Annotated in this window: 24 protein-coding genes; 17 read left to right on the forward strand and 7 right to left on the reverse strand. The window is 48.9% G+C overall.

Annotation, left to right across the window (positions count from 1 at the left end):
* Nucleotides 1-78: 78 nt before the first annotated feature.
* Nucleotides 79-1,209, forward strand: a complete 1,131-nt coding sequence (nrdB, locus tag RGV86_RS05470; protein ID WP_000332038.1) for a class Ia ribonucleoside-diphosphate reductase subunit beta — start codon at nt 79-81, stop codon at nt 1,207-1,209.
* A complete protein-coding gene (yfaE, locus tag RGV86_RS05475) occupies nt 1,209-1,463 on the forward strand; it encodes a ferredoxin-like diferric-tyrosyl radical cofactor maintenance protein YfaE (RefSeq protein ID WP_000135040.1) in 255 nt (84 codons plus the stop codon). Before nrdB ends, yfaE begins: the two co-directional genes overlap by 1 nt.
* A 53-nt stretch (nt 1,464-1,516) precedes the next feature.
* Here yfaE and inaA read toward each other — a convergent pair whose 3' ends face one another.
* From inaA to glpT, 3 genes are all read right to left on the reverse strand, one after another.
* Nucleotides 1,517-2,167: a lipopolysaccharide kinase InaA gene (gene inaA, locus RGV86_RS05480; RefSeq protein ID WP_000301024.1), complete on the reverse strand. Its 651-nt coding sequence runs from the start codon at nt 2,165-2,167 to the stop codon at nt 1,517-1,519.
* 239 nt (nt 2,168-2,406) lie between these two features.
* Entirely contained in the window at nt 2,407-3,483 is a 1,077-nt protein-coding gene (gene glpQ, locus RGV86_RS05485; protein ID WP_085460956.1) for a glycerophosphodiester phosphodiesterase, read from the reverse strand.
* Nucleotides 3,484-3,487: 4 nt separating this feature from the next.
* Nucleotides 3,488-4,846 carry a glycerol-3-phosphate transporter gene (gene glpT / locus RGV86_RS05490; RefSeq protein ID WP_000948733.1) on the reverse strand — a complete coding sequence of 453 codons (1,359 nt, stop codon included), beginning with the start codon at nt 4,844-4,846 and terminating at the stop codon, nt 3,488-3,490.
* A 273-nt stretch (nt 4,847-5,119) separates the two neighbouring features.
* Between glpT and glpA the strand changes: the two genes are divergently transcribed.
* From glpA to RGV86_RS05525, 7 genes are all read left to right on the forward strand, one after another.
* The gene (gene glpA / locus RGV86_RS05495; protein WP_309508403.1) at nt 5,120-6,748 is read left to right on the forward strand and encodes an anaerobic glycerol-3-phosphate dehydrogenase subunit A; all 1,629 of its coding nucleotides are present in this window, start codon (nt 5,120-5,122) and stop codon (nt 6,746-6,748) included.
* Nucleotides 6,738-7,997 carry a glycerol-3-phosphate dehydrogenase subunit GlpB gene (gene glpB / locus RGV86_RS05500; protein WP_001209913.1) on the forward strand — a complete coding sequence of 420 codons (1,260 nt, stop codon included), beginning with the start codon at nt 6,738-6,740 and terminating at the stop codon, nt 7,995-7,997. The genes glpA and glpB overlap by 11 nt, the downstream gene beginning before the upstream one ends.
* A complete protein-coding gene (glpC, locus tag RGV86_RS05505; RefSeq protein WP_001000376.1) occupies nt 7,994-9,184 on the forward strand; it encodes an anaerobic glycerol-3-phosphate dehydrogenase subunit GlpC in 1,191 nt (396 codons plus the stop codon). The genes glpB and glpC overlap by 4 nt, the downstream gene beginning before the upstream one ends.
* 372 nt (nt 9,185-9,556) lie before the next feature.
* Nucleotides 9,557-10,147: a fimbrial protein gene (locus RGV86_RS05510; RefSeq protein ID WP_309508402.1), complete on the forward strand. Its 591-nt coding sequence runs from the start codon at nt 9,557-9,559 to the stop codon at nt 10,145-10,147.
* Between the two features lie 57 nt (nt 10,148-10,204).
* Nucleotides 10,205-10,909 (forward strand): fimbrial biogenesis chaperone, encoded by a 705-nt coding sequence (locus RGV86_RS05515; RefSeq protein ID WP_085460957.1) that lies wholly within the window; start codon nt 10,205-10,207, stop codon nt 10,907-10,909.
* Between the two features lie 61 nt (nt 10,910-10,970).
* Nucleotides 10,971-13,457, forward strand: coding sequence for a fimbria/pilus outer membrane usher protein (locus RGV86_RS05520; protein ID WP_085460958.1), 2,487 nt, complete (start codon nt 10,971-10,973; stop codon nt 13,455-13,457).
* 4 nt (nt 13,458-13,461) lie between these two features.
* Nucleotides 13,462-14,508, forward strand: a complete 1,047-nt coding sequence (locus tag RGV86_RS05525; protein ID WP_128568110.1) for a fimbrial protein — start codon at nt 13,462-13,464, stop codon at nt 14,506-14,508.
* A gap of 53 nt (nt 14,509-14,561) precedes the next feature.
* Here the strand turns inward: RGV86_RS05525 and RGV86_RS05530 are convergent, their stop codons facing one another.
* Both RGV86_RS05530 and RGV86_RS05535 read right to left on the reverse strand, forming a co-directional pair.
* On the reverse strand, nt 14,562-15,767 hold the full coding sequence (locus RGV86_RS05530) for a nicotinamide mononucleotide deamidase-related protein YfaY (RefSeq protein ID WP_000921647.1): 1,206 nt from the start codon (nt 15,765-15,767) through the stop codon (nt 14,562-14,564).
* Between the two features lie 99 nt (nt 15,768-15,866).
* Nucleotides 15,867-16,409, reverse strand: a complete 543-nt coding sequence (locus RGV86_RS05535) for a YfaZ family outer membrane protein (RefSeq protein ID WP_000712688.1) — start codon at nt 16,407-16,409, stop codon at nt 15,867-15,869.
* Nucleotides 16,410-16,687: 278 nt separating this feature from the next.
* Here RGV86_RS05535 and nudI point away from each other — a divergent pair, with 278 nt between their 5' ends.
* The gene (gene nudI / locus RGV86_RS05540) at nt 16,688-17,113 is read left to right on the forward strand and encodes a nucleoside triphosphatase NudI (RefSeq protein WP_001249882.1); all 426 of its coding nucleotides are present in this window, start codon (nt 16,688-16,690) and stop codon (nt 17,111-17,113) included.
* 38 nt (nt 17,114-17,151) lie between these two features.
* Here the strand turns inward: nudI and ais are convergent, their stop codons facing one another.
* Nucleotides 17,152-17,754 (reverse strand): lipopolysaccharide core heptose(II)-phosphate phosphatase Ais, encoded by a 603-nt coding sequence (ais, locus tag RGV86_RS05545; RefSeq protein ID WP_000879241.1) that lies wholly within the window; start codon nt 17,752-17,754, stop codon nt 17,152-17,154.
* A gap of 316 nt (nt 17,755-18,070) precedes the next feature.
* Here ais and arnB point away from each other — a divergent pair, with 316 nt between their 5' ends.
* Genes arnB through arnF form a run of 7 tightly spaced genes read left to right on the forward strand, consistent with a single transcriptional unit; the run spans nt 18,071 to nt 25,421 of the window.
* Nucleotides 18,071-19,210, forward strand: coding sequence for a UDP-4-amino-4-deoxy-L-arabinose aminotransferase (gene arnB / locus RGV86_RS05550; protein WP_024212460.1), 1,140 nt, complete (start codon nt 18,071-18,073; stop codon nt 19,208-19,210).
* Nucleotides 19,211-19,213: 3 nt separating this feature from the next.
* Complete coding sequence (gene arnC / locus RGV86_RS05555; RefSeq protein ID WP_000461630.1) at nt 19,214-20,182, forward strand: undecaprenyl-phosphate 4-deoxy-4-formamido-L-arabinose transferase; 969 nt, start codon at nt 19,214-19,216, stop codon at nt 20,180-20,182.
* Nucleotides 20,182-22,158 carry a bifunctional UDP-4-amino-4-deoxy-L-arabinose formyltransferase/UDP-glucuronic acid oxidase ArnA gene (arnA, locus tag RGV86_RS05560; protein WP_137598264.1) on the forward strand — a complete coding sequence of 659 codons (1,977 nt, stop codon included), beginning with the start codon at nt 20,182-20,184 and terminating at the stop codon, nt 22,156-22,158. Before arnC ends, arnA begins: the two co-directional genes overlap by 1 nt.
* A gap of 2 nt (nt 22,159-22,160) precedes the next feature.
* Nucleotides 22,161-23,054 carry a 4-deoxy-4-formamido-L-arabinose-phosphoundecaprenol deformylase gene (gene arnD, locus RGV86_RS05565; protein WP_085460963.1) on the forward strand — a complete coding sequence of 298 codons (894 nt, stop codon included), beginning with the start codon at nt 22,161-22,163 and terminating at the stop codon, nt 23,052-23,054.
* Nucleotides 23,051-24,703, forward strand: a complete 1,653-nt coding sequence (arnT, locus tag RGV86_RS05570; RefSeq protein WP_085460964.1) for a lipid IV(A) 4-amino-4-deoxy-L-arabinosyltransferase — start codon at nt 23,051-23,053, stop codon at nt 24,701-24,703. The genes arnD and arnT overlap by 4 nt, the downstream gene beginning before the upstream one ends.
* Complete coding sequence (arnE, locus tag RGV86_RS05575) at nt 24,700-25,035, forward strand: 4-amino-4-deoxy-L-arabinose-phosphoundecaprenol flippase subunit ArnE (protein ID WP_085460965.1); 336 nt, start codon at nt 24,700-24,702, stop codon at nt 25,033-25,035. Before arnT ends, arnE begins: the two co-directional genes overlap by 4 nt.
* Nucleotides 25,035-25,421, forward strand: coding sequence for a 4-amino-4-deoxy-L-arabinose-phosphoundecaprenol flippase subunit ArnF (gene arnF / locus RGV86_RS05580; RefSeq protein ID WP_000523886.1), 387 nt, complete (start codon nt 25,035-25,037; stop codon nt 25,419-25,421). Before arnE ends, arnF begins: the two co-directional genes overlap by 1 nt.
* Here arnF and pmrD read toward each other — a convergent pair.
* Nucleotides 25,415-25,681, reverse strand: coding sequence for a signal transduction protein PmrD (pmrD, locus tag RGV86_RS05585; RefSeq protein WP_000455127.1), 267 nt, complete (start codon nt 25,679-25,681; stop codon nt 25,415-25,417). The genes arnF and pmrD overlap by 7 nt on opposite strands.
* Nucleotides 25,682-25,761: the final 80 nt, after the last annotated feature.

Below are 25,761 nucleotides of genomic sequence, written 5' to 3' on the forward strand. Positions count from 1 at the left end.
GCCTTTGCACCAAACCGTCCCCTCTCCCCTTGCGGGAGAGGGTTAGGGTGAGGGGTAATAAAACCACAGGACACATTCATGGCATATACCACCTTTTCACAGACGAAGAATGATCAGCTCAAAGAACCCATGTTCTTTGGTCAGCCGGTCAACGTGGCTCGCTACGATCAGCAAAAATATGAAATCTTCGAAAAATTGATCGAAAAGCAGCTCTCTTTCTTCTGGCGCCCGGAAGAAGTTGACGTCTCCCGCGACCGTATCGATTATCAGGCGCTGCCGGAGCACGAAAAACACATCTTTATCAGCAACCTGAAATATCAGACGCTGCTGGATTCCATTCAGGGTCGTAGCCCGAACGTGGCGCTGCTGCCGCTGATTTCCATTCCCGAACTGGAAACTTGGGTAGAAACCTGGGCGTTTTCGGAAACAATTCACTCCCGCTCCTACACGCACATCATTCGTAATATCGTTAACGATCCGTCTGTTGTGTTTGACGATATCGTCACCAACGAGCAGATCCAGAAACGCGCGGAAGGGATTTCAGCTTACTACGACGAACTGATCGAAATGACCAGTTACTGGCATCTGCTGGGCGAAGGCACTCATACCGTCAACGGCAAAACCGTGACCGTTAGCCTGCGCGAGCTGAAGAAAAAACTGTATCTCTGCCTGATGAGCGTTAACGCGCTGGAAGCGATTCGTTTCTACGTCAGCTTCGCTTGCTCTTTCGCATTCGCTGAACGTGAGCTGATGGAAGGCAACGCCAAAATTATTCGCCTGATTGCCCGTGACGAAGCCCTGCACCTGACTGGTACTCAGCATATGCTGAATCTGTTGCGTAGCGGCGCGGACGATCCTGAGATGGCGGAAATTGCCGAAGAGTGTAAACAAGAGTGCTATGACCTGTTTGTCCAGGCGGCACAGCAAGAGAAAGATTGGGCGGATTATCTGTTCCGTGACGGTTCGATGATTGGTCTGAATAAAGACATTCTCTGCCAGTACGTCGAGTACATCACCAATATCCGTATGCAGGCGGTTGGTTTAGATCTGCCGTTCCAGACGCGCTCCAACCCAATCCCGTGGATCAACACCTGGCTGGTGTCTGATAACGTACAGGTTGCTCCGCAGGAAGTGGAAGTCAGTTCTTATCTGGTCGGACAGATTGACTCGGAAGTAGACACCGACGATTTGAGTAACTTCCAACTCTGATGGCTCGTGTTACCCTGCGCATCACTGGCACACAACTGCTGTGCCAGGATGAACACCCTTCCCTTCTGGCGGCGCTGGAATCCCACAATGTGGCAGTTGAGTATCAGTGCCGCGAAGGCTACTGCGGCTCCTGTCGCACGCGCCTTGTCGCAGGCCAGGTGGACTGGATTGCCGAACCGTTAGCCTTTATTCAGCCAGGGGAGATTTTGCCCTGTTGTTGCCGGGCAAAAGGCGATATTGAAATCGAGATGTGATTGGGTACTAGCGCCAGATGCGACGCTTATGCATCTTATCTGGCCTACAACGATTACATGGCAGAATAATACGCTTTCACCTGCTCCCAGTCGGCTTTGGGGATCGGTTCCAGATATTTCTCCAGCTGGCGGAAGTCATGATGAATCGCTTTATGGCGACGCAGACGACGGCGACTTTTCTCCAGATCAAGAAAACCGGCTTCTGCCTTACCTTCTGTTTTCACATAGATATGGCGAACATAACAGCAACCATGCTGACGATTAACGCTATGCATCTTTTTAAATGCCAACGCCACCGCTTTCAACATGGCTTGCCGCACATCGTCGGAATAAGGCGTTACTGCGTGTTGTGAATACCAGTCAGCAATGCTGACAAATCCCGCCATATCTTCTGTCACCAGCAACGCGCGCCATTCGCCATCAATTTTCACCGCTTCTCCAAAAACGATTTTCGGCACAATCACGCCAGCGCGTTCCAGATCTTTTATCACCGCAACCTCGCGCACAATCGTCGGACGCCCAAACGGATAGCGGATAGAATAAAACAAGTGGTGAGTCATGCGCTTCACGTACAACTTTTTGCCGTTGTGCTCGACGCATTGCACCCCGCTCATACCGTTGCGGCGGTAATTCGGCTCCTCAACCCAGTCACCTTCTGTAGCCCACCAATGATTGAACTCATCGTGCTTTGCTGAAACTGCCATACCCTGTCGCCTGTCTTTATTGTTAACGACAATGACTATAGGTGTTTACCTTAAGAAAAACTTAATAAAAAGTGTTTCTTAATGGATTTCTTTTGCCGGGAACAAGTCATCCCGCTCCAAATAACAGCAAGTAAGGATAACCAACAGATTTTATTGAAGAATTAACTATGTCCACTATATGTAGGGGTGTGGATGAAGAGTGGCATCGGATGGCACATAAGTGCCATCCGACACTGAATTTACTCTTTATTGAGGAATTTTACTGCCTTATCCGGGAAGTCCGTAAACACCCCATTAACACCTGCTTTGTTATACAGAGCGTCATACAGTTGATTCACATCGGTCGTATATGCCGGCAGTTTATCTGACCGCACGGTATAAGGATGCACTACCAGTTTATTCTGCTGAGCATCTTTCACCATTCCAGTCAGTTTGATATTGCCCGGCTGTGATGTCTCATCAATCACCATATGGTAATCGGGGCCAATACCGTCGGCATATTCCGCCACCTGCTTCATGGCACCCGGCTTAAACATCCAGTCATAGCTGTAATTTACCCAGGTTCCGTCCGGCTGTTTCTGCTGAGTTTCATTCCAGTCAGTATAAGCAATCAACTGAACCAGATTGAGATTCATGCCCATTTTCGGTTCCAGCTCATTTTTAATGCGTTTCAGCTCATCAGCATCAAAGCATTGCAAATAAACTTTGTCCCCTTTGCTGGTGTAACCATATTTTTTCAACACTTCCAGCGTTTTTGCCGCAATATCCTTCCCTTCCTGATGATGAAACCACGGCGCTTTAATTTCTGGATAGATGCCGATATTTTTCCCCGTCGAGTGATTTAATCCCTGAATAAATTCAATCTCTTCTTCGAAAGTGTGGACACGAAAGTCAGACTTACCCATCGGGAATCGCCCGGGGAAAGTCTGCACTTTTTTGCCGTTTACAATATCGAAACCTTCGGTAAATTTCAGAGACTTAATTTCATCCAGCGTGAAATCTATCGCGTAGTAGCGACCATCTTTACGCGCCCGATTCGGAAAACGATCGGCGACATCAGTAACGCGATCAAGATAGTGGTCATGCAGGACGACCAGATGGTCGTCTTTGGTCATTACCAAATCCTGCTCCAGATAGTCAGCCCCCTGTGCATATGCCATCGCTTTTGCTGGCAGCGTATGCTCCGGTAAATAACCACTGGCGCCGCGATGGGCTATTACAATTTTCTCGCTATTGTCTGCCGCCATTGCACTGCTTCCCATGATCATTCCACTCATCATGATCGCCATGCTAAGGTTTTTCAGCGTCAATTTCATGCCATTAGCCTCCGTTGCGTTTTTGCAGTAATTCCTGATGGCGACGTTTTTCGCCAATCATCACAACAATCAACAAGATAACCGCCAGAATGCTGCCGCCAATCATTACCATAAAGCCGCCATCCCAGCCGAAGAAGTCCACGGTGTAGCCAACAATCGCACTCGCCGCCACCGAACCGCCCAAGTAACCAAATAGACCGGTAAAGCCCGCTGCCGTACCTGCCGCTTTTTTCGGTGCCAGTTCCAGCGCATGCAGACCGATCAGCATGACAGGGCCATAAATCAGGAAGCCAATGACAATCATACAAATCATATCTACGGTCGGGTTGCCCGCCGGGTTCATCCAGTAAACGATAGTTGCGATGGTCACCAGAGTCATAAAGAAGACGCCGGTTGCACCACGGTTGCCACGGAAGACTTTATCCGACATCCAGCCGCACAGTAGGGTGCCCGGAATGCCCGCGTACTCATAAAGGAAATAGGCCCAGGAAGATTTATCCAGCGCGAAGTGTTTCACCTCTTTCAGGTAAGTTGGCGACCAGTCGAGGATGCCGTAGCGAAGCAAATAAACGAACACGTTGGCGATAGCGATGTACCACAGCAGTTTGTTCGGCAGTACGTACTGCATGAAAATCTGCTTCGCGGTCAGTTCCTGTTCCGCTTTTTCGTTATAGTCGTCCGGGTAATCATTTTTGTACTCTTCGATCGGCGGCAGACCACAGGATTGCGGGGTATCGCGCATCATAGCAAAAGCGAAAAGCGCCACCAGAATGGCACAGAAAGCAGGCATATAAAGCGCCGCGTGCCAGTCATTGAACCAGGCCATCCCCAGCAAGAATAACAGCGGCGGAATACCACCACCGACGTTATGCGCACAGTTCCACACCGATACAATGCCGCCACGTTCTTTCTGTGACCACCAGTGCACCATGGTACGACCACACGGCGGCCACCCCATCCCCTGGAACCAGCCGCAGAGGAACAGCAGCACGAACATCACCGCAATGCTGGAAGTCGCCCACGGCACAAAGCCCATAAACAGCATCACTGCCGCAGCAAGAATCAAACCTGCTGGCAGGAAAACGCGCGGATTCGAGCGATCCGATACCGAGCCCATGATGAATTTCGAAAATCCATAGGCGATTGAGATCCCTGAAAGCGCAAAACCTAAATCGCCACGCGAGAATCCCTGCTCCACCAGGTAAGGCATTGCAAGAGCAAAGTTCTTACGAACCAGATAGTAAGCGGCATAACCAAAGAAGATCCCCAGGAAAATTTGCCAGCGCAATCGACGATAGGTCGGGTCGATCTCCGCAGCAGGTAAGCGCGCTTTATGTGGCGCTGGTTTAAAAATACTCAACATTTATAGCCTCCGTGGCCCATGGTCTTATTTATGATTAACAGCCTGATTCAGTGGAAGAACCTGCTGTTTTTTTGAGTTGCCGCGATGTTAAGAAAACATTCATAAATTAAATGTGAATTACCGCACACATTATTAAATAAGATTGCCAAAATGTTCCGAAAGGCGCATGAAATCACGTTTCACTTTCGAATAATGAGCGAATATGCGCGAAATCAAACAATTCATGTTTTTACTATGGCTAAATGGTAAAAAACGAACTTCAGAGGGATAGCAATGAAAACTCGCGACTCGCAATCAAGTGACGTGATTATCATTGGCGGCGGCGCAACGGGAGCCGGGATTGCCCGCGACTGTGCCCTGCGCGGGCTGCGCGTGATTTTGGTTGAGCGCCACGACATCGCCACAGGCGCGACCGGGCGTAACCACGGTCTGCTGCACAGCGGCGCGCGCTATGCGGTAACCGATGCAGAATCGGCCCGCGAATGTATCAGTGAAAACAAGATATTAAAACGCATTGCGCGCCACTGCGTTGAACAAACTAACGGTCTGTTTATCACCCTGCCGGAAGATGACCTCTCCTTCCAGGCCACGTTTATCCACGCTTGCCAGGAAGCAGGGATCAGCGCAGAAGCTATAGACCCGCAGCAAGCGCGCATTATCGAACCTTCCGTTAACCCGGCACTGATTGGCGCGGTGAAAGTTCCGGATGGCACCGTTGATCCATTTCGTCTGACCGCAGCAAACATGCTGGATGCCAAAGAACACGGTGCCGTTATCCTTACCGCTCATGAAGTCACGGGGCTGATTCGTGAAGGCGCGACGGTGTGTGGTGCTCGTGTACGTAACCATCTCACCGGCGAAACTCAGGCACTTCATGCGCCTGTCGTAGTTAATGCCGCCGGGATCTGGGGGCAACACATTGCCGAATATGCCGATCTGCGCATTCGCATGTTCCCGGCGAAAGGATCGCTGCTGATCATGGATCACCGCATTAATCAGCATGTGATCAACCGCTGCCGTAAACCTTCTGATGCCGATATTCTGGTTCCCGGCGATACCATTTCGCTGATTGGCACCACCTCTTTACGTATTGATTACAATGAGATCGACGACAACAGAGTGACGGCAGAAGAAGTGGATATTCTGCTGCGTGAAGGGGAGAAACTGGCTCCGGTGATGGCGAAAACGCGTATTCTGCGAGCCTACTCTGGCGTGCGCCCGTTGGTTGCCAGCGATGACGACCCAAGTGGGCGTAACGTCAGCCGTGGCATTGTGCTGCTCGACCATGCTGAACGCGATGGCCTTGACGGATTTATCACCATCACCGGTGGCAAACTGATGACCTATCGGCTGATGGCGGAATGGGCTACCGACGCGGTATGTCGCAAACTGGGCAACACGCGCCCCTGCACTACCGCCGACCTGGCACTACCTGGCTCACAGGAACCGGCTGAAGTCACCCTGCAAAAAGTCATCTCTCTGCCAGCGCCACTTCGCGGTTCAGCGGTTTATCGTCATGGCGATCGCACGCCTGCCTGGCTGAGCGAAGGCCGTCTGCACCGCAGCCTGGTCTGTGAGTGCGAAGCCGTTACCGCAGGCGAAGTGCAATATGCAGTAGAAAATTTGAACGTTAACAGCCTGTTAGATTTGCGCCGTCGTACCCGTGTGGGAATGGGCACCTGCCAGGGCGAACTCTGCGCCTGCCGCGCCGCCGGACTGCTGCAACGCTTTAATGTCACCACATCTGCGCAATCTATCGAGCAACTTTCCACCTTCCTGAACGAACGCTGGAAAGGCGTGCAACCTGTTGCCTGGGGCGATGCGTTGCGCGAAAGCGAATTTACCCGTTGGGTTTATCAGGGACTGTGTGGTCTGGAGAAGGAGCAGAAAGATGCGATTTGATACTGTCATTATGGGCGGCGGTCTTGCCGGATTACTCTGCGGCCTGCAACTACAAAAACACGGGCTGCGTTGTGCGATTGTCACTCGTGGTCAGAGCGCGCTGCATTTTTCGTCCGGGTCGCTGGATTTACTGAGCCATCTACCGGACGGTCAACCGGTGACAGACATTCACGATGGCCTGGAATCTTTGAGCCATCAGGCTCCTGCCCATCCTTACAGTGTTCTCGGCTCACAGCGCGTGCTCGATCTCGCTTGCCGGGCGCAGGCATTGATCGCTGAAAGCGGTGCACAATTGCAGGGTAGCGTTGAACTGGCTCACCAGCGGGTTACACCGCTCGGCACTCTGCGCTCAACCTGGCTAAGTTCGCCAGAAGTCCCCGTCTGGCCGCTGCCAGCGAAGAAAATATGTGTGGTGGGTATCAGCGGGCTAATGGATTTTCAGGCGCATCTTGCGGCGGCTTCGTTACGTGAACTGGATCTTTCGGTTGAAACCGCAGAAATTGAACTGCCGGAACTGGATGTGCTACGTAATAACGCCACCGAGTTCCGCGCGGTAAATATTGCCCGTTTCCTTGATAACGAAGAAAACTGGCCGCTGTTGCTTGATGCGCTTATCCCTGTTGCCAACACCTGTGAAATGATCCTGATGCCCGCCTGCTTCGGCCTGGCTGATGACAAACTCTGGCGCTGGCTGAACGAACAATTGCCCTGTTCATTAATGTTACTGCCGACACTGCCACCTTCCGTGCTGGGCATCCGTCTGCAAAACCAGTTGCAGCGCCAGTTCGTGCGCCAGGGCGGTGTATGGATGCCGGGCGATGAAGTGAAAAAAGTGACCTGCAAAAATGGCGTAGTCAGTGAAATATGGACACGTAATCACGCCGATATTCCGCTACGTCCGCGCTTTGCGGTACTTGCCAGCGGCAGTTTCTTTAGCGGCGGGCTGGTCGCGGAACGTAACGGCATCCGCGAGCCGATTCTCGGCCTTGATGTGCTGCAAACCACCACGCGGGGTGAGTGGTATCGAAGTGATTTTTTTGCGCCGCAACCGTGGCAGCAGTTCGGTGTAACCACTGATGAGACGCTACGCCCGTCGCTGGCAGGCCAGACGGTAGAAAACTTGTTTGCCATCGGTTCAGTGCTGGGCGGATTTGATCCTATCGCTCAGGGATGCGGCGGCGGCGTTTGTGCTGTCAGTGCATTACATGCTGCTCAACAGATTGCCCAACGCGCAGGAGGCCAACAATGAACGATACCAGCTTCGAAAACTGCATTAAGTGCACCGTCTGTACCACCGCCTGCCCGGTGAGCCGGGTAAATCCTGGCTATCCGGGGCCCAAACAGGCCGGGCCGGACGGTGAGCGTCTGCGTTTAAAAGATGGTGCACTTTATGACGAGGCGCTGAAATATTGCATCAACTGCAAACGTTGCGAAGTCGCCTGCCCATCCGATGTGAAGATTGGCGATATCATCCAACGCGCGCGGGCGAAATATGACACCACGCGCCCGTCGCTGCGCAATTTTGTGTTGAGTCATACAGACCTGATGGGTAGCGTTTCCACGCCGTTCGCGCCTATCGTCAACACCGCTACCTCGCTGAAACCGGTGCGGCAGCTGCTTGATGCGGCGTTAAAAATCGATCATCGCCGCACGCTGCCGAAATACTCCTTCGGCACGTTCCGTCGCTGGTATCGCAGCGTGGCGGCTCAGCAGGCGCAATATAAAGACCAGGTCGCCTTTTTCCACGGCTGCTTCGTTAACTACAACCATCCGCAGTTAGGCAAAGATTTAATTAAAGTGCTCAACGCGATGGGCACCGGCGTGCAACTGCTCAGCAAAGAAAAATGCTGCGGCGTACCACTGATCGCCAACGGCTTTACCGATAAAGCACGTAAACAGGCAATCACGAATGTAGAGTCGATCCGCGAAGCTGTGGGGGTAAAAGGTATTCCGGTGATTGCCACCTCCTCAACCTGTACATTTGCCCTGCGCGACGAGTACCCGGAGGTGCTGAATGTCGACAACAAAGGCTTGCGCGATCATATCGAACTGGCAACCCGCTGGCTGTGGCGCAAGCTGGACGAAGGAAAAACCTTGCCACTGAAGCCACTGCCGCTAAAAGTGGTCTATCACACCCCGTGCCATATGGAAAAAATGGGCTGGACGCTCTACACCCTGGAATTGTTGCGCAAAATCCCAGGACTTGAGCTAACAGTGCTGGATTCCCAGTGCTGCGGTATTGCAGGAACCTACGGTTTCAAGAAAGAGAACTACCCCACCTCACAAGCCATCGGTGCACCACTGTTCCGCCAGATAGAAGAGAGCGGCGCGGATCTGGTGGTCACCGACTGCGAAACCTGTAAATGGCAGATTGAGATGTCAACCAGCAAACGCTGCGAACATCCAATAACATTACTGGCACAGGCGCTTGAATAATCTTCACTGGCAGGACGTGAAAACCTCCTGCCATTCATATCCACGCTGAATATTTCAGAATAACTGCTCTCTATTTTTTTACTTAACTTCACATTTCCATGTATTGACACTCGCTATCTAAAAGTAGCTTTATTATGTCCCTTCAGAAACTAATTGATATAAATAATAATATTCACCACCACATTACCTAAAAGAATAATAATATACGATTATTAAAAATTAAACATATTCACCAGCATTATATGTTTAGAATTACTTTGATAATTCCCGCAAAAAAATTGTTTATAAATATTTATTTGCGTATATAATCCCGCCTGTTTAATATATTAAAAATATAATATTATTCCATTCATCAATATAAAAGGAACTTAAGTGAAAGCAAAAATTCTCATTCCATCGTTATCTGTTCTCCTGATGGGTATATCGGCTTTAAGTTATGCGGACACTCCCGCCGGTAAAGTTCATTTCAATGGGCTAATTACTGCATCAACTTGTGACTTAGAGCAAGGTACAGGCAAGGGACAGAATGAACAGACCGTAACGCTTCAGACAGTGGACGTTGCTGATTTTGGCGCTGCTGTAGGTAATGAAGCAGCAAACTCTGCAACAGATTTTAATATTAATCTTACCGGTTGTACGACACAATTAGGTAGCATCAACCTTGAATTTAGCGGTAATACCACCGATGCCACCGATAATACAGCCCTGGCAATTGACACCGGTGCAGATAAAGCAACAGGCGTAGGGATTCGTATTTATCGTGAAGGTGCTTCTTCACCGATTAATTTTGCTACTGATCGTACCGATGCAGAAAGCTCTGCGGTAACACTTTCATCCATTAGCCCAACCAATGGTGATGGCAAGCATAGCTTTAATTATAAAGCGGTTTATGTCAGAACAGCAGATACAATTACTGAAGGTCAGGGTAACGCGACTGCGGATTATCGTATCGCTTACTATTAATGATATATTTCAAAGGGGTGAAATTACTACACCCCTTAATTACTAAAGTAAAAATGCATGAAAAAATACTCTTTATTACTGATTGTATTATTTGCCAACATTGCTTACGGGGGAGTGGTTATTCGGGGAACAAGAATTATTTACCCGTCCACGGCGCGGGAAATCCCTGTAGAAGTGACGAATCAAGATAAAGAGCGTTCATACCTTGTTCAGGCCTGGATGAGTGACTTTGCCAATGATGCAAATAAGAAAACGCCATTTGTACTCACTCCGCCGTTAGTTAAACTGGAAGCTCAGAAAAACACGCTTTTCCGCTTAATCTATACCGGTACGCAAAAATTGCCGGAGGATCGTGAATCCATTTTTTGGCTAAATGTAAAATCCATTCCTGGGATGTCAGAAGAGTCTTCACAGGTGCCGAATCAACTGCAATTTGCCGTTCAGAGCCAGCTCAAAGTTTTTTATCGTCCGCTGAGGCTTGCTGATGATGCCAATACCGCCTATAGCAAAATCGCTTTCCGGATACAAGGCAACAGGCTAATCGCCAAAAACCCAACACCTTACTTTGTCACCTTCCGCACTCTGGCAGTGAATGGTAAGCCCGTATCGTATAAAGGAAACGGCGTTGTGAAAATGATGCTCAATCCATTTGGCGAGCAAACATATACTCTGACCGCATCCTCTTCTGAAAACAATAGTGTTGAATGGTCAGCAATAAATGATTACGGCGGTACGACAAGTACCATAAAGACCCGGTTATAAGCGCAATAGATTGTTCAGGAAAACGACAGGAATTATCTCGTACAAGGAAAGTAATAATAACATGAACTCCTTACATCTATTTTGTTTGCATGTTGTTGTAACAATAGTGCCATTGACACTGTTACAAAACAGTTACGCCCGCGAGGTGTTTAATTACAAACTTTTAGAGTCAGGGGCTTCAGAAAGCGAACTGGAAGCCATTAAAAATTTTGACAAAAATGATGGCCTGGTGCCCGGTAAATATCGGGTCGATGTTTTTATGAATAATCAACGCATTACACGTAAAGATATTGATTTTGTCGTTGATGATAAAGCGAACAAACTCTTACCTGTGTTAAGCAAAAAAGAGTATATCGCTATGGGGGTTGCCAATAGCCCCTCCGCGTCATTTGCCACGCTGGCAGATGACGATATCGTGACGAATTTAGAAAATTATATTCCCTTTTCATCAGTGCGCTTTGAGCAGAGTTCGCTGCGCCTGTATCTGTCAGTTCCACAACTGGCGATGAACAATGCCGCAAACGGGTATATTGATCCGGTTTTATGGGATAATGGATTGCCTGCGTTGTTTACAAATTACTATTTTAGCGGCTCACATAATTGGCAAGATGGTCGTTCAGATAATAGTTCATACCTTAATCTGAATAATGGTATTAATCTTGGTCCCTGGCGTTTAAGAAATAACATTAATTACAACGATGGCACCTGGCAAAATATTGATACCTATATCTGGCGAAATATCCCTGCGTTAACCAGCAAACTCATTCTTGGCGATACCTGGACAGATTCAGCCGTTTTCGATAGTTTCCAGTTTCGTGGGGTAAAACTGGAAAGTAATGAAAATATGCTTCCTTACAGCATGAGAGGTTTTGCCCCCGTTATTCGCGGCGTTGCCAAAAGCAATGCGCAAGTGACGATTCGACAAAATAATTATATTATTTACCAAAGTACGGTATCCCCAGGTCCTTTCGAATTACATGATGTCTCTCCTGTTTCTTCTGGTGGGGATATGGAAGTCACGGTGAAAGAATCTGATGGTAGCGAACAAAAATATATTCAGGCATCAGCTTCAATTCCTGTCATGCGACGAGAAGGAGCCATGTCTTATAGTTTATCTGGCGGAGAATATCGCTCATCTGATAACTCCCATGATAAACCCGGCTTTGCTCAGGCAACGCTGATTTACGGTTTACCTGCAGGCATTACCCTCTATGGTGGCACAATTTTTGCCAGTGATTATCGTTCTGGCGCATTAGGCGCAGGTATCGATTTACAACACTTTGGCTCGCTTTCAGCAGACATTACTCGTTCATATAGCCAGACGGTTGATGACAGTTCACAACAAGGACAATCTTACCGATTGCTTTACTCGAAAAATTTCTCCAGCACTGAAACGAATATCACGCTTGCTGGCTACCGTTATTCCACAGAGAATTTCTATACCTTTAGCGAAGCACAAAATAATAAAGAGTATGATGAGGACGACGCGTTTTCATACCGTAACAACTATAACCGCCATCGTCGGTTACAACTTACCATTAATCAGGCGATCCCCTCGTTTGGTCAGTTCAATATTTCAGGCTATCAACAAGATTATTGGGGACTCGGGGGTAAAGAGCGCAGCCTCAGCGTAGGGTATAGTCATAGTTGGGAAAATGTGAGTTTTAGCCTAAGTTATTTACTGACACGAATGCCAGACAATAATAAGAACGATCAACAACTCTCACTTTCTGTCAGCGTTCCACTAGGAAAATGGTTACCTGGTGCGCATGTTAATTACAATAACACCAGCAGTAATAGCGGTCACACTTTAAACAGTGTGGCGCTTAACGGTACTGCGCTGGAAGATAATAATCTCAGTTATAGTCTGCAACAAAGTCATGGCGATCAAGGTTATGGTGGCAATACGTCACTCAGTTATCGCTCCAGTAAAGGCGTAATTGGCGCAGGCTGGAACTATAGTCAGGATCAACGGCAATTAAATTACAATATGCAGGGCGCAATTGTTCTGCATCCGTATGGATTAACCCTTGCCCAGTCTTTAGGTGAATCATCGATTCTGGTGCGCGCGCCTGATGCCAGTGGGCTGGGCATTAACAGAGGAACGTCGGTTTATACCGACTGGCGAGGATACTCCATCATCCCTTATGCATCAGCATTTCAGCGCAACCGTATCGCCATCAATACGCAAACCTTGCCGTCAAATGTTGAAATACCGGAACCGGTACAAGAAGTTATTCCTACGGAAGGCGCATTAGTCGTAGCCAATTTTTCAACGCGATATGGTCAGAAATTACTTTTAACCTTAATGCATAAAGACAAATTTGTTCCCTTTGGAGCCGTAGTCACTGCTGAAGATGAGCAAATTTCAACCCTCGTTGGGCGAAACGGTGAAACGTATTTATCCGGCGCACAAGCTAATCAAAAATGGCAAGTCAAGTGGGGAAAATCGGCCACTGAAAGTTGCCAGGTTCGTATATTACCAGAACTACTTCAGACCCCGCAAAACATGACTAATCTTATTATTGCCACCGCAGCGTGTGATTAACATCATGAAGATAAAAATCATCAGTACTTATAAAGTTACAAGTCGTGAAGCGTTATTGCTGCTGGTTATTTTGATAGCAGCCTTTGTTCCTTCTCTTAGTTTCGCTAAAACATGTAGCTACACCAGTGGTGGACCGGCATTAGTTTCATTTTCTGATATTTCGATCAATTCTGAATACAATAAAAACACAGCGCCAGGAACCATAATTTTTGATCGAAGTTACCATTCCAGTCACTCAGGACAGATCACATGCTCAGATAATTATCCTGATTACAGTGAAGGGTTTGCCACTTCTCCTTCAACTTTAGTCGGCAGTGATATCTGTTTATTCAATGTGCCTTTGACTAATGGAAAAAATTCTGGCGTCGGCATTAAAATATTTTACGATTTAAAGAATAATAATACCACCCCAAACAATTACTGCATGGAATACCCTAAACGCACCAGCACTGCAAATAAAAACAACTTTTCCGTTGAGGGTAATTTCCGCATACAATTAAAAGTCATCGGGGAATTACAGGGTGGTGAAATTGATTTATCTCGTTTTAGTAATGCTGGCATTTGGTGGAATAATATTGAGGCATTTTCTCTCGAATTTAGCAACACCATTATTAATCTTCACTCATTGAGCTGCGACCTGAACACGCCTGATGTTCCAGTTTCATTATCACCCGCCGCAGGAATTAATTCCGACACCACCTTCAAAGGGATTAACTCCACTTCGGCGCTGGTAGATTTTAATATCGGACTAACGTGTGATCCGGGAACCAATGTCGCCATACGTTTTGAAGGCGATACGGTAAGTGGAAGTAATAATTCAATCCTGAAGCTAACTCAACAGAATAATTCTGCCTCTGGGGTTGGCGTACAGATCTTAGATAAGAATAAAAATATTATCCCCCTTAATCAACCTGATTACGTTTTACAGTTAAGTAATATTCAGCAATCAGCCACGTCGTTGAATTTTAGTGCGCGATATATTCAGACAGAAAGTAATGTAACGCCAGGAAAAGCGGATGCGGATGCGACATTTTATCTTTCGTTTCCGTAATGAACAGCAATAAACCCGCGAACAGGTGCCGGAAGCATCCGGCACCTGGACTATTATTGCGGCGACAGTCTCAGCGACTCAACAACCTCAATCCAGCCATGCTCACTGGCGATGTTCTGCCCGTTCAGCCAACGGCGCAGCATATTCAGTGCCATCATTGCGCACACTTCCTGACGGATAGCCAGGCTGTAGCGCGTAGTGCTGAAACGCACACGCAGAGCGAAAGTGCCGTCTGGTGTGGCTAGCGCAAAGTTGAGATGCTCGTTCTCGAAACCAGAAACAGCCAGTGCCAGCCCGGCAAAATGGTTGGCCCGCCGTTCTGTAATCCAGTGTGCAGTTTGCGCCAGAGTTTCTTCCTGTGAAGGAACCACTTCACATGCCAGTAATGGCGCACCTGCGCGCGCGAGTTGCAAAGCCAATAAACCACCGGTGAATTGCTCACTCAACGTCAGGCTGAACTGGCGACTTTGCAGTTCGCGACTGATTTGTGCAGGCAGCCCTTCTGTGCCTTCGAAAATCATGCTCTGCCCGGCGACGCGTTTAACGTCCAGCCACAGTTTTTCCATCGCCTGTTGCTCGCTTGCCGGTCCAGTGAGTTTCAGTTCAATAATCGGCATGGAAGAGCGATAGCCCATCGTCACACCTGGCGGCAGTTGCAACATATCCAGGCTTTGTGCCAGATCGCTTTCCGAACGACCAAAAGTGGTCAGCCGCAGACAAACCGGCGGCTGCGGCAAAGAAAAACGCTCGCGCAGGCGCGGCAGGATTTCATGCTCCACCATCACCTTAAACTCCGACGGTACGCCGGGGGTAAAGAATATCAGGCAACGGTTAAGCTGCACGGCAAAACCACAAGCGGTGCCTACCGGGTTATTGATAAATTCAGCACTGGCTGGCAGCTCCGCCTGTTTGCGGTTGCTCGGCGCCATTACGCGACCACGTTCGCGGAAATAGCGTTCCATCTCATTGAGCCAGGCTTCATGAAGAACCAGGCTTTCACCTTTGGCTGTCGCTGCGGCGAGTGCGCTTAAATCATCACTGGTCGGCCCCAGTCCGCCATTGACGATCAGCACATCGGCGTGCTGACTACGTTCGCGCAGAATGGTCACTAAATCATCAAGGTTATCGCCCACTGTATTGCGGCGAGATAATGGCAATCCCTGATGAAAGAAAAAATCCGCCAGCCAGGCAGCGTTAGTGTCAACGATTTGCCCGTGTAACACTTCATCCCCGGTGGATAACATTTCCACTTTTAACATGGTTATCTCCTGCTTTTGTTATCGAATCACTATAACGCAAAGGGAGATAAGGCGTAGTAAGAAACTGAATGGCGCGGCAGAACGCCGCGCCGGAAGGCATCAGAAACTGGCGTTAACACCGACATACGGGCCGTCAGCCACGGCGTTGTCGCGGTTACCGTCTTTACCCGACAGATTCAGGTAGCGATAACCCGCCTCAATACTGACTGGACGCATAATGGTGTAACGCGCGCCAGCATTCGCTTCTTCATAACTTTTAATACCACTGGAGAGCGAATCCGGAGAGTAGTAATACTCACCAAACAGACGGAAGCTATCGCCAATTTGCCACTGCAAGCCACCGCCTACCGCTGCGGCATAACCTTCATCGCCGTCGTTCGGGTTGGTGTAAACGCCTTTACCGCCCACAGTTGCCATTAACGGTCCCAGCGGCAGATTCAATCCCAGACCAACGCCCGCGACGTCACCGTCGTCATCGTTATGTGTCCAGTTACCGCTTAATGCCAGACCGGTCGATTCAGTACCGAAACCGACGCCAATATTGGTATATTCTTTTCCCGCCTGACCGCTAATGCTTATCGCATTTGCCGATGCAGAAACCAATAGCATTCCAGCCAGAACTGGCAGCGCAAATTTTTTCATTTTTACCTTTTCCCGCAAGAAGATAATTAAAAGTCCCCAAAGCTGCGGGATTGTACTGCCTGACACAGAGGATTCAATGCGTGAAAAAAGCGATCTGCTAACTTATTGTAACTAAATACTTCTTGAATAATTAAGTGCAGAAAAAATAGCCACCAAAAAGATGAAACCAAAAAAAACAATCACCATGATTATCATCGCAAAAAAGACCAATGCCACTTTCACGCGTTGATCCATTGCCGTATTCTTTTGTTTTATTTTTGGTGGTAAGGAATATTCCCATGCGGCAACGGACTATAGTTTGTCCCTTAATTCAAAATGATGGTGCTTATCTGCTGTGTAAAATGGCCGACGATCGCGGCGTTTTCCCCGGACAATGGGCGCTGTCTGGCGGCGGCGTAGAACCCGGTGAGCGCATTGAAGAAGCATTACGTCGTGAAATCAGAGAAGAGCTGGGCGAGCAACTGATTCTTACTGACATCACGCCGTGGACGTTCAGTGATGATATTCGCATCAAGACATATGCAGATGGCCGCAAGGAAGAGATTTATATGATTTACCTGATCTTTGACTGCGTCTCTGCCAACCGTGAAGTGAAAATTAACGAAGAGTTTCAGGAATACGCATGGGTAAAACCTGAAGATCTTGCTCACTATGATTTGAATGTCGCCACTCAGAAAACATTACGTTTGAAAGGTCTGATGTAACAGTAATGACAGCCATTATTGGCTGTCATATTAACAAATCACCGATTAACAAACTCACCATCCAGTAAAACGTTGCCTTTTTCCACATGCATTACCAACCCATCCAGATAATCTGGTTTAAATGTCACGTTTCGTTTATCTTTTGCGACATAGGTCAGACAATGGTTATGGGTGAAAATAACGATATTTTTATCTGGAGCTTTGCTTTGCAACTCCTTAATTGTGCTATAAATCTCATTTCTACATTGTAAAAACCGTTTATCTACCGTCAGTTTTTTTCCAGCAGAAAACCAGGTCGCTGATTGAATAGTCCGAACGGCATTACTGGAATAAAGATCGAAATCAGGGATGTCCGCGCTAAAAGCTTTGCCCAGTTCACGGGCATTCTGAGCACCTTTCACCGTAATGCCTGTTTTGTCTGACAAGCATTGATTAGAGGAGCGATCGCAGCGTTCCGCATGGCGAAACAGAACCACAACCGGGTGCTGCTGCGCTAATCTGGCCAGCGTTTTATTGTCGATACGCGGCAAACCATTACTGCTCCAGGCAGCATGTGTACCCAGCCCCACAATCGCCCCAAGCGCCAGTAAAATGTAGATATATTTTTTAGACTTCAACGAAGTCCCACTAAAAGCTAACACTTAAGCTCCACCTATAGACAAGCGTAGCCAGCTAAATGACCGCGAAAACAAACGACATTTTCACCGGTAAATAGTGGCTGGGATAGTATTAAAACATTACGATGCACGCAAAATGCCTTAAATCTTGTCAAATTAAAAGCCTGAATAAGATACAAAAACAAAAAAAATAATATTTAAGCCTTATATTCATTCCTTAAGGTTAAATTAATATTCTACCCTTAGAATTTCATTCCAAATGGCAAAATACACATAACGTTCCCTATGACAGATATTAGCGAATAACAGGGAAAGGTATTCAATGGCCGAAGGAAAAACGATGTCAGACTTTTTACCTTTTTCGCGTCCGGCAATAGGCGCGGAAGAACTCGCTGCAGTTCAAGAGGTTTTCGAATCCGGTTGGATAACCACTGGCCCGAAGAATCAAGCACTGGAAGCGGCCTTTTGCCAGTTGACAGGAAATCAACATGCCATCGCAGTCAGCTCGGCCACTGCTGGAATGCATATCACGCTGATGGCGCTGGGGATTGGCGCTGATGATGAAGTCATCACCCCCTCCATGACCTGGGTTTCAACCCTCAATATGATCTCCCTGTTGGGCGCAACGCCGGTGATGGTGGACGTTGATCGCGATACGCTGATGATCACGCCTGAAGCGATCGAAGCGGCCATTACGCCCTACACCAAAGCGATTATCCCGGTGCATTATGCCGGAGCGCCAGCAGATATTGACGCCATTCGCGCCATTGCTGAACGCCACGGTATCGCGGTCATTGAAGATGCCGCCCACGCCGTCGGTACGTATTACAAAGGTCAGCATACTGGTGCAAAGGGCACCGCTATTTTTTCGTTTCACGCCATCAAAAATATTACCTGCGCGGAAGGCGGCCTGATTGTTACCGATAATGAAAACCTCGCCCGCCAGTTACGCATGTTGAAATTTCATGGTCTGGGTGTCGATGCATACGACAGACAAACCTGGGGCCGCACACCGCAGGCTGAAGTATTAACGCCAGGCTATAAGTACAATCTGACCGATATTAACGCTGCGATAGCTCTGACGCAGTTGAATAAATTAGAGCAACTAAATACTCGCCGTCGCGACATTGCCCTGCAATATCAGCAAGCACTGGCAACTCTCCCTTTCCAGCCTTTAAGCGTTCCTGCATGGTCACACGTTCACGCCTGGCATCTGTTTATCATTCGTGTTGATGAACAACGTTGTGGTATCAGCCGCGATGCTCTGATGGAAGCGTTAAAAGAAAGAGGCATTGGAACCGGGTTACATTTCCGCGCCGCCCACACGCAAAAATATTATCGCGAGCGTTTTCCAACGCTGTCGTTGCCGAATACGGAATGGAATAGCGAACGCATCTGTTCGTTGCCGCTGTTCCCGGATATGACCACCGCCGATGCCGATCGCGTCATCACTGCCCTTCAGCAACTCGCAGGACAATAAGCCATGTTTGAAATCCACCCTGTTAAGAAAGTCTCGGTGGTTATTCCCATTTATAACGAGCAGGAAAGTTTACCGGAATTAATCAGGCGCACCACCGCAGCTTGTGAATCACTGGGCAAAGAGTATGAAATACTGTTGGTTGATGACGGCAGTAACGACAACTCCGCACAAATGCTGGTCGATGCCTCACAAGCGGAGGGCAGCCATATTGTGTCTATTTTGCTTAACCGCAATTACGGACAACATTCGGCAATTATGGCGGGATTCAGTCACGTTACCGGCGACTTAATCATTACTCTTGATGCCGATCTCCAGAATCCACCAGAAGAAATCCCCCACCTGGTGGAAAAAGCCGATGAAGGTTACGACGTGGTAGGGACTGTGCGCCAGAATCGCCAGGACAGCTGGTTTCGTAAAACCGCCTCGAAGATGATTAACCGGCTTATCCAGCGCACCACCGGCAAAGCGATGGGCGACTACGGCTGTATGCTGCGCGCTTATCGCCGGCATATTGTCGATGCGATGTTGCACTGCCATGAACGCAGCACCTTTATTCCTATTCTGGCGAATATCTTTGCCCGCCGCGCCATTGAAATTCCGGTGCATCATGCCGAGCGTGAGTTTGGTGAATCCAAATACAGCTTTATGCGCCTGATTAATTTGATGTACGACCTGGTGACCTGCCTTACCACTACGCCGCTACGTATGCTGAGTCTGCTCGGCAGCATTATTGCGATTGGCGGTTTTAGCATCGCGGTGCTGCTGGTGATTTTACGCCTGACCTTCGGACCACAATGGGCGGCTGAAGGAGTCTTTATGCTGTTTGCCGTGCTGTTTACCTTTATTGGCGCTCAGTTTATCGGCATGGGCTTGCTCGGTGAATATATCGGCAGGATCTACACCGATGTCCGCGCCCGCCCCCGCTATTTTGTTCAGCAAGTTATCCGTCCATCCAGCAAGGAAAATGAATAATGAAAACCGCCGTTTTTGCCTATCACGATATGGGATGCCTGGGCATTGAAGCCTTGCTGGCTGCCGGTTACGAAATTAGCGCCATTTTTACTCATACCGATAATCCTGGCGAAAAAGCGTTTTATGGTTCGGTGGCTCGTCTGGCGGCGGAAAGAGGCATTCCGGTTTACGCGCCGGATAACGTTAACCATCCGCTGTGGGTAGAACGCATAGCCCAACTGTCACCTGATGTGATTTTCTCTTTTTATTATCGACATTTGATCAGCGACGAGATTTTGCAGCTTGCTCCCGCAGGCGCATTTAATCTGCATGGTTCGCTGTTACCGAAATATCGTGGTCGCGCGCCGCTGAACTGGGTGCTGGTGAACGGTGAAACGGAAACGGGCGTTACGTTGCACCGAATGGTGAAGTGTGCCGATGCCGGGGCCATTATTGCCCAGCTACGCGTTACCATTGCGCCGGATGATATTGCCATTACGCTACATCATAAATTGTGCCACGCCGCGCGTCAGTTACTGGAACAGACGTTACCCGCTATTAAACACGGTAATATTCTGGAAATCGCCCAGCGTGAGAACGAAGCCACCTGTTTTGGTCGCAGAACACCGGAGGACAGCCGCCTCGAATGGCATAAACCGGCTTGTGAACTCCACAACATGGTGCGTGCCGTTGCCGATCCCTGGCCTGGCGCCTTTAGCTATGTTGGCAATCAGAAATTTACAGTCTGGTCGTCCCGCGTTCATTCCCTTACTACTGCCGCACAGTCGGGCAGCGTGATTTCTGTTTCACCGCTGTTGATTGCCTGTGGTTATGGCACGCTGGAAATCGTCACCGGACAGGCGGGCGACGGCATTACCATGCAAGGCTCACAATTAGCGCAAACGCTGGGGCTGGTGCAAGGTTCACGATTAAATAGCCAATCAACCTGCGCTGCCCGACACCGTACCCGGGTACTCATCCTCGGGGTGAATGGCTTTATTGGTAACCATCTGACAGAACGCCTGCTGCGCGAAGATCATTATGAAGTTTACGGTCTGGATATCGGCAGCGATGCGATAAGCCGTTTTCTGAATCATCCGCGTTTTCACTTTGTCGAAGGCGATATCAGTATTCATTCCGAATGGATTGAGTATCACGTCAAAAAATGTGATGTCGTCTTGCCGCTGGTGGCGATAGCCACACCGATTGAATATACCCGCAACCCGCTGCGCGTATTTGAACTCGATTTTGAAGAGAATCTGCGCATTATCCGTTATTGCGTGAAGTACCGTAAGCGAATCATCTTCCCGTCGACTTCAGAAGTTTATGGGATGTGTAGCGATAAATACTTCGATGAAGACCATTCTAATTTAATCGTCGGCCCGGTGAATAAACCGCGCTGGATTTATTCGGTTTCAAAACAGTTACTTGATCGGGTGCTCTGGGCGTATGGCGAAAAAGAAGGTTTACAGTTCACCCTCTTCCGTCCGTTTAACTGGATGGGGCCACGGCTGGATAACCTGAATGCGGCGCGAATTGGCAGTTCGCGCGCTATTACGCAACTCATTCTCAACCTGGTGGAAGGTTCACCGATTAAGCTGATTGATGGCGGAAAACAAAAACGCTGCTTTACTGATATTCGGGATGGCATTGAAGCGTTATACCGCATTATCGAAAATGCGGGAAATCGCTGCGACGGCGAAATTATCAACATTGGCAATCCTGATAACGAAGCGAGCATTGAGGAACTGGGCGAGATGCTGCTGGCGAGCTTCGAAAAACATCCACTGCGCCATCACTTCCCACCGTTTGCGGGCTTTCGGGTTGTCGAAAGTAGCAGCTACTACGGCAAAGGATATCAGGACGTAGAGCATCGTAAACCGAGCATCCGCAATGCCCACCGCTGCCTGGGCTGGGAACCGAAAATTGATATGCAGGAAACCATCGACGAAACACTGGATTTCTTCCTGCGCACTGTCGATCTTACGGAAAAATGATCATGACCAAAGTGGGCTTACGCATTGATGTCGATACCTTTCGTGGCACCCGTGAAGGCGTGCCGCGTCTTCTGGAAATCTTGAGTAAGCATAATATTCAGGCCAGCATTTTTTTCAGCGTCGGCCCGGACAATATGGGTCGCCATCTCTGGCGGCTAGTGAAACCACAGTTTTTGTGGAAGATGCTGCGCTCAAACGCGGCATCGCTTTATGGCTGGGATATTTTACTGGCCGGTACGGCATGGCCAGGTAAAGAGATTGGTTATGCCAACGCCGATATCATTCGCGAAGCGGCTAAATACCACGAAGTCGGCCTGCACGCCTGGGATCACCATGCCTGGCAAGCCCAGAGCGGTAACTGGGATCGCCAAACAATGGTCGACGATATTGCACGTGGTCTTCGCACCCTTGAAGAGATTATCGGCCAACCGGTAACCTGTTCTGCCGCTGCGGGCTGGCGTGCCGACCAGCAGGTGATCGAAGCAAAAGAAGCGTTCCATTTGCGCTACAACAGCGATTGTCGTGGGGCCATGCCGTTTCGGCCACTGCTCGAATCAGGAAACCCTGGCACTGCGCAAATTCCGGTGACCTTACCCACCTGGGATGAAGTGATTGGTCGGGATGTGAAAGCAGAAGATTTTAACGGTTGGTTACTCAACCGCATCCTGCGAGATAAAGGCACGCCGGTTTATACCATTCATGCCGAAGTTGAAGGCTGCGCTTATCAGCATAATTTTGTGGATCTCCTGAAACGCGCAGCCCAGGAAGGCGTGACATTTTGCCCTTTAAGCGAACTGTTATCAGGGACGTTGCCGCTCGGACAAGTTGTTCGCGGAAGTATTGCCGGACGTGAAGGCTGGCTGGGTTGCCAACAAGCTGCGGGAATGCTTCCATGAAATCCATTCGCTATTACGCAGCATTCTTTGCGTTTATCACCGCCTATTATCTCTTGCCGATTAATTATCGTCTGCTCTGGCAACCAGATGAAACGCGTTATGCGGAAATCAGTCGGGAAATGCTGGCATCCGGAGACTGGATTGTGCCCCATCTGTTAGGGCTACGTTATTTTGAAAAACCCATTGCCGGATACTGGATTAACAGCATTGGGCAATGGCTATTTGGTGCGAATAACGTTGGTGTGCGGGCAGGCGTTATCTTTGCGACCCTGTTAACCGCCGCGCTGGTGGCCTGGTTTACACTGCGCTTATGGCGCGATAAACGTCTGGCACTACTCGCCGCAGTGATTTATCTCTCATTGTTTATTGTCTATGCCATCGGCACTTATGCCGTGCTCGATCCGTTTATTGCATTCTGGCTGGTGGCGGGAATGTGCAGCTTCTGGCTGGCAATGCAGGCACAGACGTGGAAAGGCAAAAGCGTGGGATTTTTACTGCTGGGTATCACCTGCGGCATGGGGGTGATGACTAAAGGTTTTCTCGCCCTTGCCGTGCCGGTATTAAGCGTGCTGCCATGGGTAGCGACGCAAAAACGCTGGAAAGATCTCTTTATTTACGGCTGGCTGGCGGTTATCAGTTGCGTACTGACGGTTCTCCCCTGGGGACTGGCGATAGCGCAGCGGGAGTCTGACTTCTGGCATTATTTTTTCTGGGTTGAGCATATTCAACGCTTTGCGATGGATGATGCCCAGCATAAAGCTCCGTTCTGGTACTACTTGCCGGTCATTATTGCCGGTAGCCTGCCGTGGCTGGGGTTACTCCCCGGTGCACTGTACACAGGCTGGAAAAACCGCAAGCATTCCGCAACCGTCTATTTGTTGAGCTGGACGATAATGCCGCTGCTGTTTTTCTCCGTCGCGAAAGGCAAATTACCTACCTATATTCTTTCCTGCTTTGCACCTCTGGCAATGCTGATGGCGCATTACGCTTTGCTGGCAGCAAAAAATAATCCTCTGGCGTTGCGGATGAATGGCTGGATTAACATCGCTTTTGGTGTCACTGGCATTATTGCCACGTTTGTAGTCTCCCCCTGGGGAGCAATGAACACTCCAGTGTGGCAAACCTTCGAGAGCTATAAAGTCTTCTGTGCATGGTCGATTTTTTCGCTATGGGCATTTTTCGGCTGGTATACCTTAACAAACGTGGATAAAACCTGGCCTTATGCCGCGCTTTGCCCGCTGGGGATGGCGTTGCTGGTAGGATTTTCAATTCCTGACAGAGTTATGGAAGGAAAACATCCGCAATTTTTTGTCGAGATGACACAAGAATCACTGCAGCCAAGCCGCTATATTCTTACCGACAGCGTCGGCGTTGCCGCTGGTCTGGCATGGAGCCTGCAACGCGATGACATCATCATGTATCGCCAGACGGGTGAATTGAAATACGGCCTTAATTATCCGGATGCGCAAGGGAGATTTGTCAGCGGTGATGAGTTCGCAAACTGGCTTAATCAACATCGTCAGGAGGGGATGATTACACTCGTGCTTTCGGTTGACCGCGATGAAGACATCAACAGTCTCGCCATTCCGCCCGCTGATGCCATCGATCATCAGGGACGTCTGGTGCTCATTCAGTACCGCCCAAAATGATCTGGATGATTTTAGTCTTTGCCAGCCTGCTTAGTGTAGCCGGGCAGTTGTGTCAGAAACAGGCAACCGGCTTTGTGGCAATAAAAAAGCGGCGCAAACATATCGTACTGTGGCTGGGACTGGCGCTGGCTTGTCTTGGCCTTGCGATGGTGCTCTGGCTACTGGTCTTGCAGAGCGTTCCGGTAGGCATTGCCTACCCGATGTTGAGTCTGAATTTTGTCTGGGTGACGCTGGCGGCAGTAAAACTGTGGCACGAGCAGGTATCGCTGCGTCACTGGTGCGGGGTAGCATTCATTATTGGCGGCATTGTGATCCTGGGGAGTACGGTGTAATGGGGCTGATGTGGGGATTATTCAGCGTCATGATTGCTTCTGCAGCACAATTAAGTCTGGGTTATGCGGCAAGTCATCTGCCATCGATGACGCGGTGGCGGGATTTTATCGCGGCGTTTTTTGCTTTTGATACCGGTGCTCAGATTCTGCTGGTCGGATTGCTTGGTTATCTGATCTCCGTTTTTTGCTGGTATAAAGCGTTACATCAACTGGCACTCAGCAAAGCCTATGCCTTACTGAGTATGAGTTATGTACTGGTATGGATTGCTTCAATGGTGCTTCCTGGTTGGGAAGGGACTTTTTCACTGAAAGCGCTGCTGGGCGTAACCTGTATTGCGAGCGGATTAATGCTGATTTTCCTTCCCACGACAAAACAACGTTACTGAATTTTCCCAGCCGATTTACACTGCCGTTCCCACTCATCGGGGCTGTAACTGCTTGCCGAGAGGACTTTCACCGTGTGCAACTTTTCACGATTAATACAGTAAAGCGCATTCTGCAAAGGCGAGAGTAAATCCCCCACTTTCACGGCGAAGTCACTCTTCACTTCAGCGATCATTTTTATCGCGCCGCCAGCATCGCAGAGCATAATTACATGTCTCTTATCTTGTTTATCGCAACACGATTTTTTGACCAGCCATTCCATTGCATTATCCTGTTAACTAAGAGTTTTCACATTAAGTTACAGATTAACAGATAAACTCTTTATCAACGGCAATGGAATGG

The organism is Escherichia ruysiae (assembly GCF_031323975.1).
GTDB classification, from domain to species: Bacteria; Pseudomonadota; Gammaproteobacteria; order Enterobacterales; family Enterobacteriaceae; genus Escherichia; species Escherichia ruysiae.

Excerpts from the sequence above, each read along its gene's own strand:
- inaA (WP_000301024.1), bottom strand. The coding sequence starts at position 2,167 with ATGGCAGTTTCAGCAAAGCACGATGAGTTCAATCATTGGTGGGCTACA.
- arnC (WP_000461630.1), top strand. The coding sequence starts at position 19,214 with ATGTTTGAAATCCACCCTGTTAAGAAAGTCTCGGTGGTTATTCCCATT.
- glpA (WP_309508403.1), top strand. The coding sequence starts at position 5,120 with ATGAAAACTCGCGACTCGCAATCAAGTGACGTGATTATCATTGGCGGC.
- arnA (WP_137598264.1), top strand. The coding sequence starts at position 20,182 with ATGAAAACCGCCGTTTTTGCCTATCACGATATGGGATGCCTGGGCATT.
- RGV86_RS05530 (WP_000921647.1), bottom strand. The coding sequence starts at position 15,767 with ATGTTAAAAGTGGAAATGTTATCCACCGGGGATGAAGTGTTACACGGG.
- RGV86_RS05515 (WP_085460957.1), top strand. The coding sequence starts at position 10,205 with ATGAAAAAATACTCTTTATTACTGATTGTATTATTTGCCAACATTGCT.
- arnB (WP_024212460.1), top strand. The coding sequence starts at position 18,071 with ATGTCAGACTTTTTACCTTTTTCGCGTCCGGCAATAGGCGCGGAAGAA.
- arnD (WP_085460963.1), top strand. The coding sequence starts at position 22,161 with ATGACCAAAGTGGGCTTACGCATTGATGTCGATACCTTTCGTGGCACC.
- arnE (WP_085460965.1), top strand. The coding sequence starts at position 24,700 with ATGATCTGGATGATTTTAGTCTTTGCCAGCCTGCTTAGTGTAGCCGGG.
- pmrD (WP_000455127.1), bottom strand. The coding sequence starts at position 25,681 with ATGGAATGGCTGGTCAAAAAATCGTGTTGCGATAAACAAGATAAGAGA.
- RGV86_RS05525 (WP_128568110.1), top strand. The coding sequence starts at position 13,462 with ATGAAGATAAAAATCATCAGTACTTATAAAGTTACAAGTCGTGAAGCG.
- glpB (WP_001209913.1), top strand. The coding sequence starts at position 6,738 with ATGCGATTTGATACTGTCATTATGGGCGGCGGTCTTGCCGGATTACTC.
- glpQ (WP_085460956.1), bottom strand. The coding sequence starts at position 3,483 with ATGAAATTGACGCTGAAAAACCTTAGCATGGCGATCATGATGAGTGGA.
- arnT (WP_085460964.1), top strand. The coding sequence starts at position 23,051 with ATGAAATCCATTCGCTATTACGCAGCATTCTTTGCGTTTATCACCGCC.
- RGV86_RS05520 (WP_085460958.1), top strand. The coding sequence starts at position 10,971 with ATGAACTCCTTACATCTATTTTGTTTGCATGTTGTTGTAACAATAGTG.
- glpC (WP_001000376.1), top strand. The coding sequence starts at position 7,994 with ATGAACGATACCAGCTTCGAAAACTGCATTAAGTGCACCGTCTGTACC.
- nudI (WP_001249882.1), top strand. The coding sequence starts at position 16,688 with ATGCGGCAACGGACTATAGTTTGTCCCTTAATTCAAAATGATGGTGCT.
- RGV86_RS05535 (WP_000712688.1), bottom strand. The coding sequence starts at position 16,409 with ATGAAAAAATTTGCGCTGCCAGTTCTGGCTGGAATGCTATTGGTTTCT.
- yfaE (WP_000135040.1), top strand. The coding sequence starts at position 1,209 with ATGGCTCGTGTTACCCTGCGCATCACTGGCACACAACTGCTGTGCCAG.
- arnF (WP_000523886.1), top strand. The coding sequence starts at position 25,035 with ATGGGGCTGATGTGGGGATTATTCAGCGTCATGATTGCTTCTGCAGCA.
- nrdB (WP_000332038.1), top strand. The coding sequence starts at position 79 with ATGGCATATACCACCTTTTCACAGACGAAGAATGATCAGCTCAAAGAA.
- glpT (WP_000948733.1), bottom strand. The coding sequence starts at position 4,846 with ATGTTGAGTATTTTTAAACCAGCGCCACATAAAGCGCGCTTACCTGCT.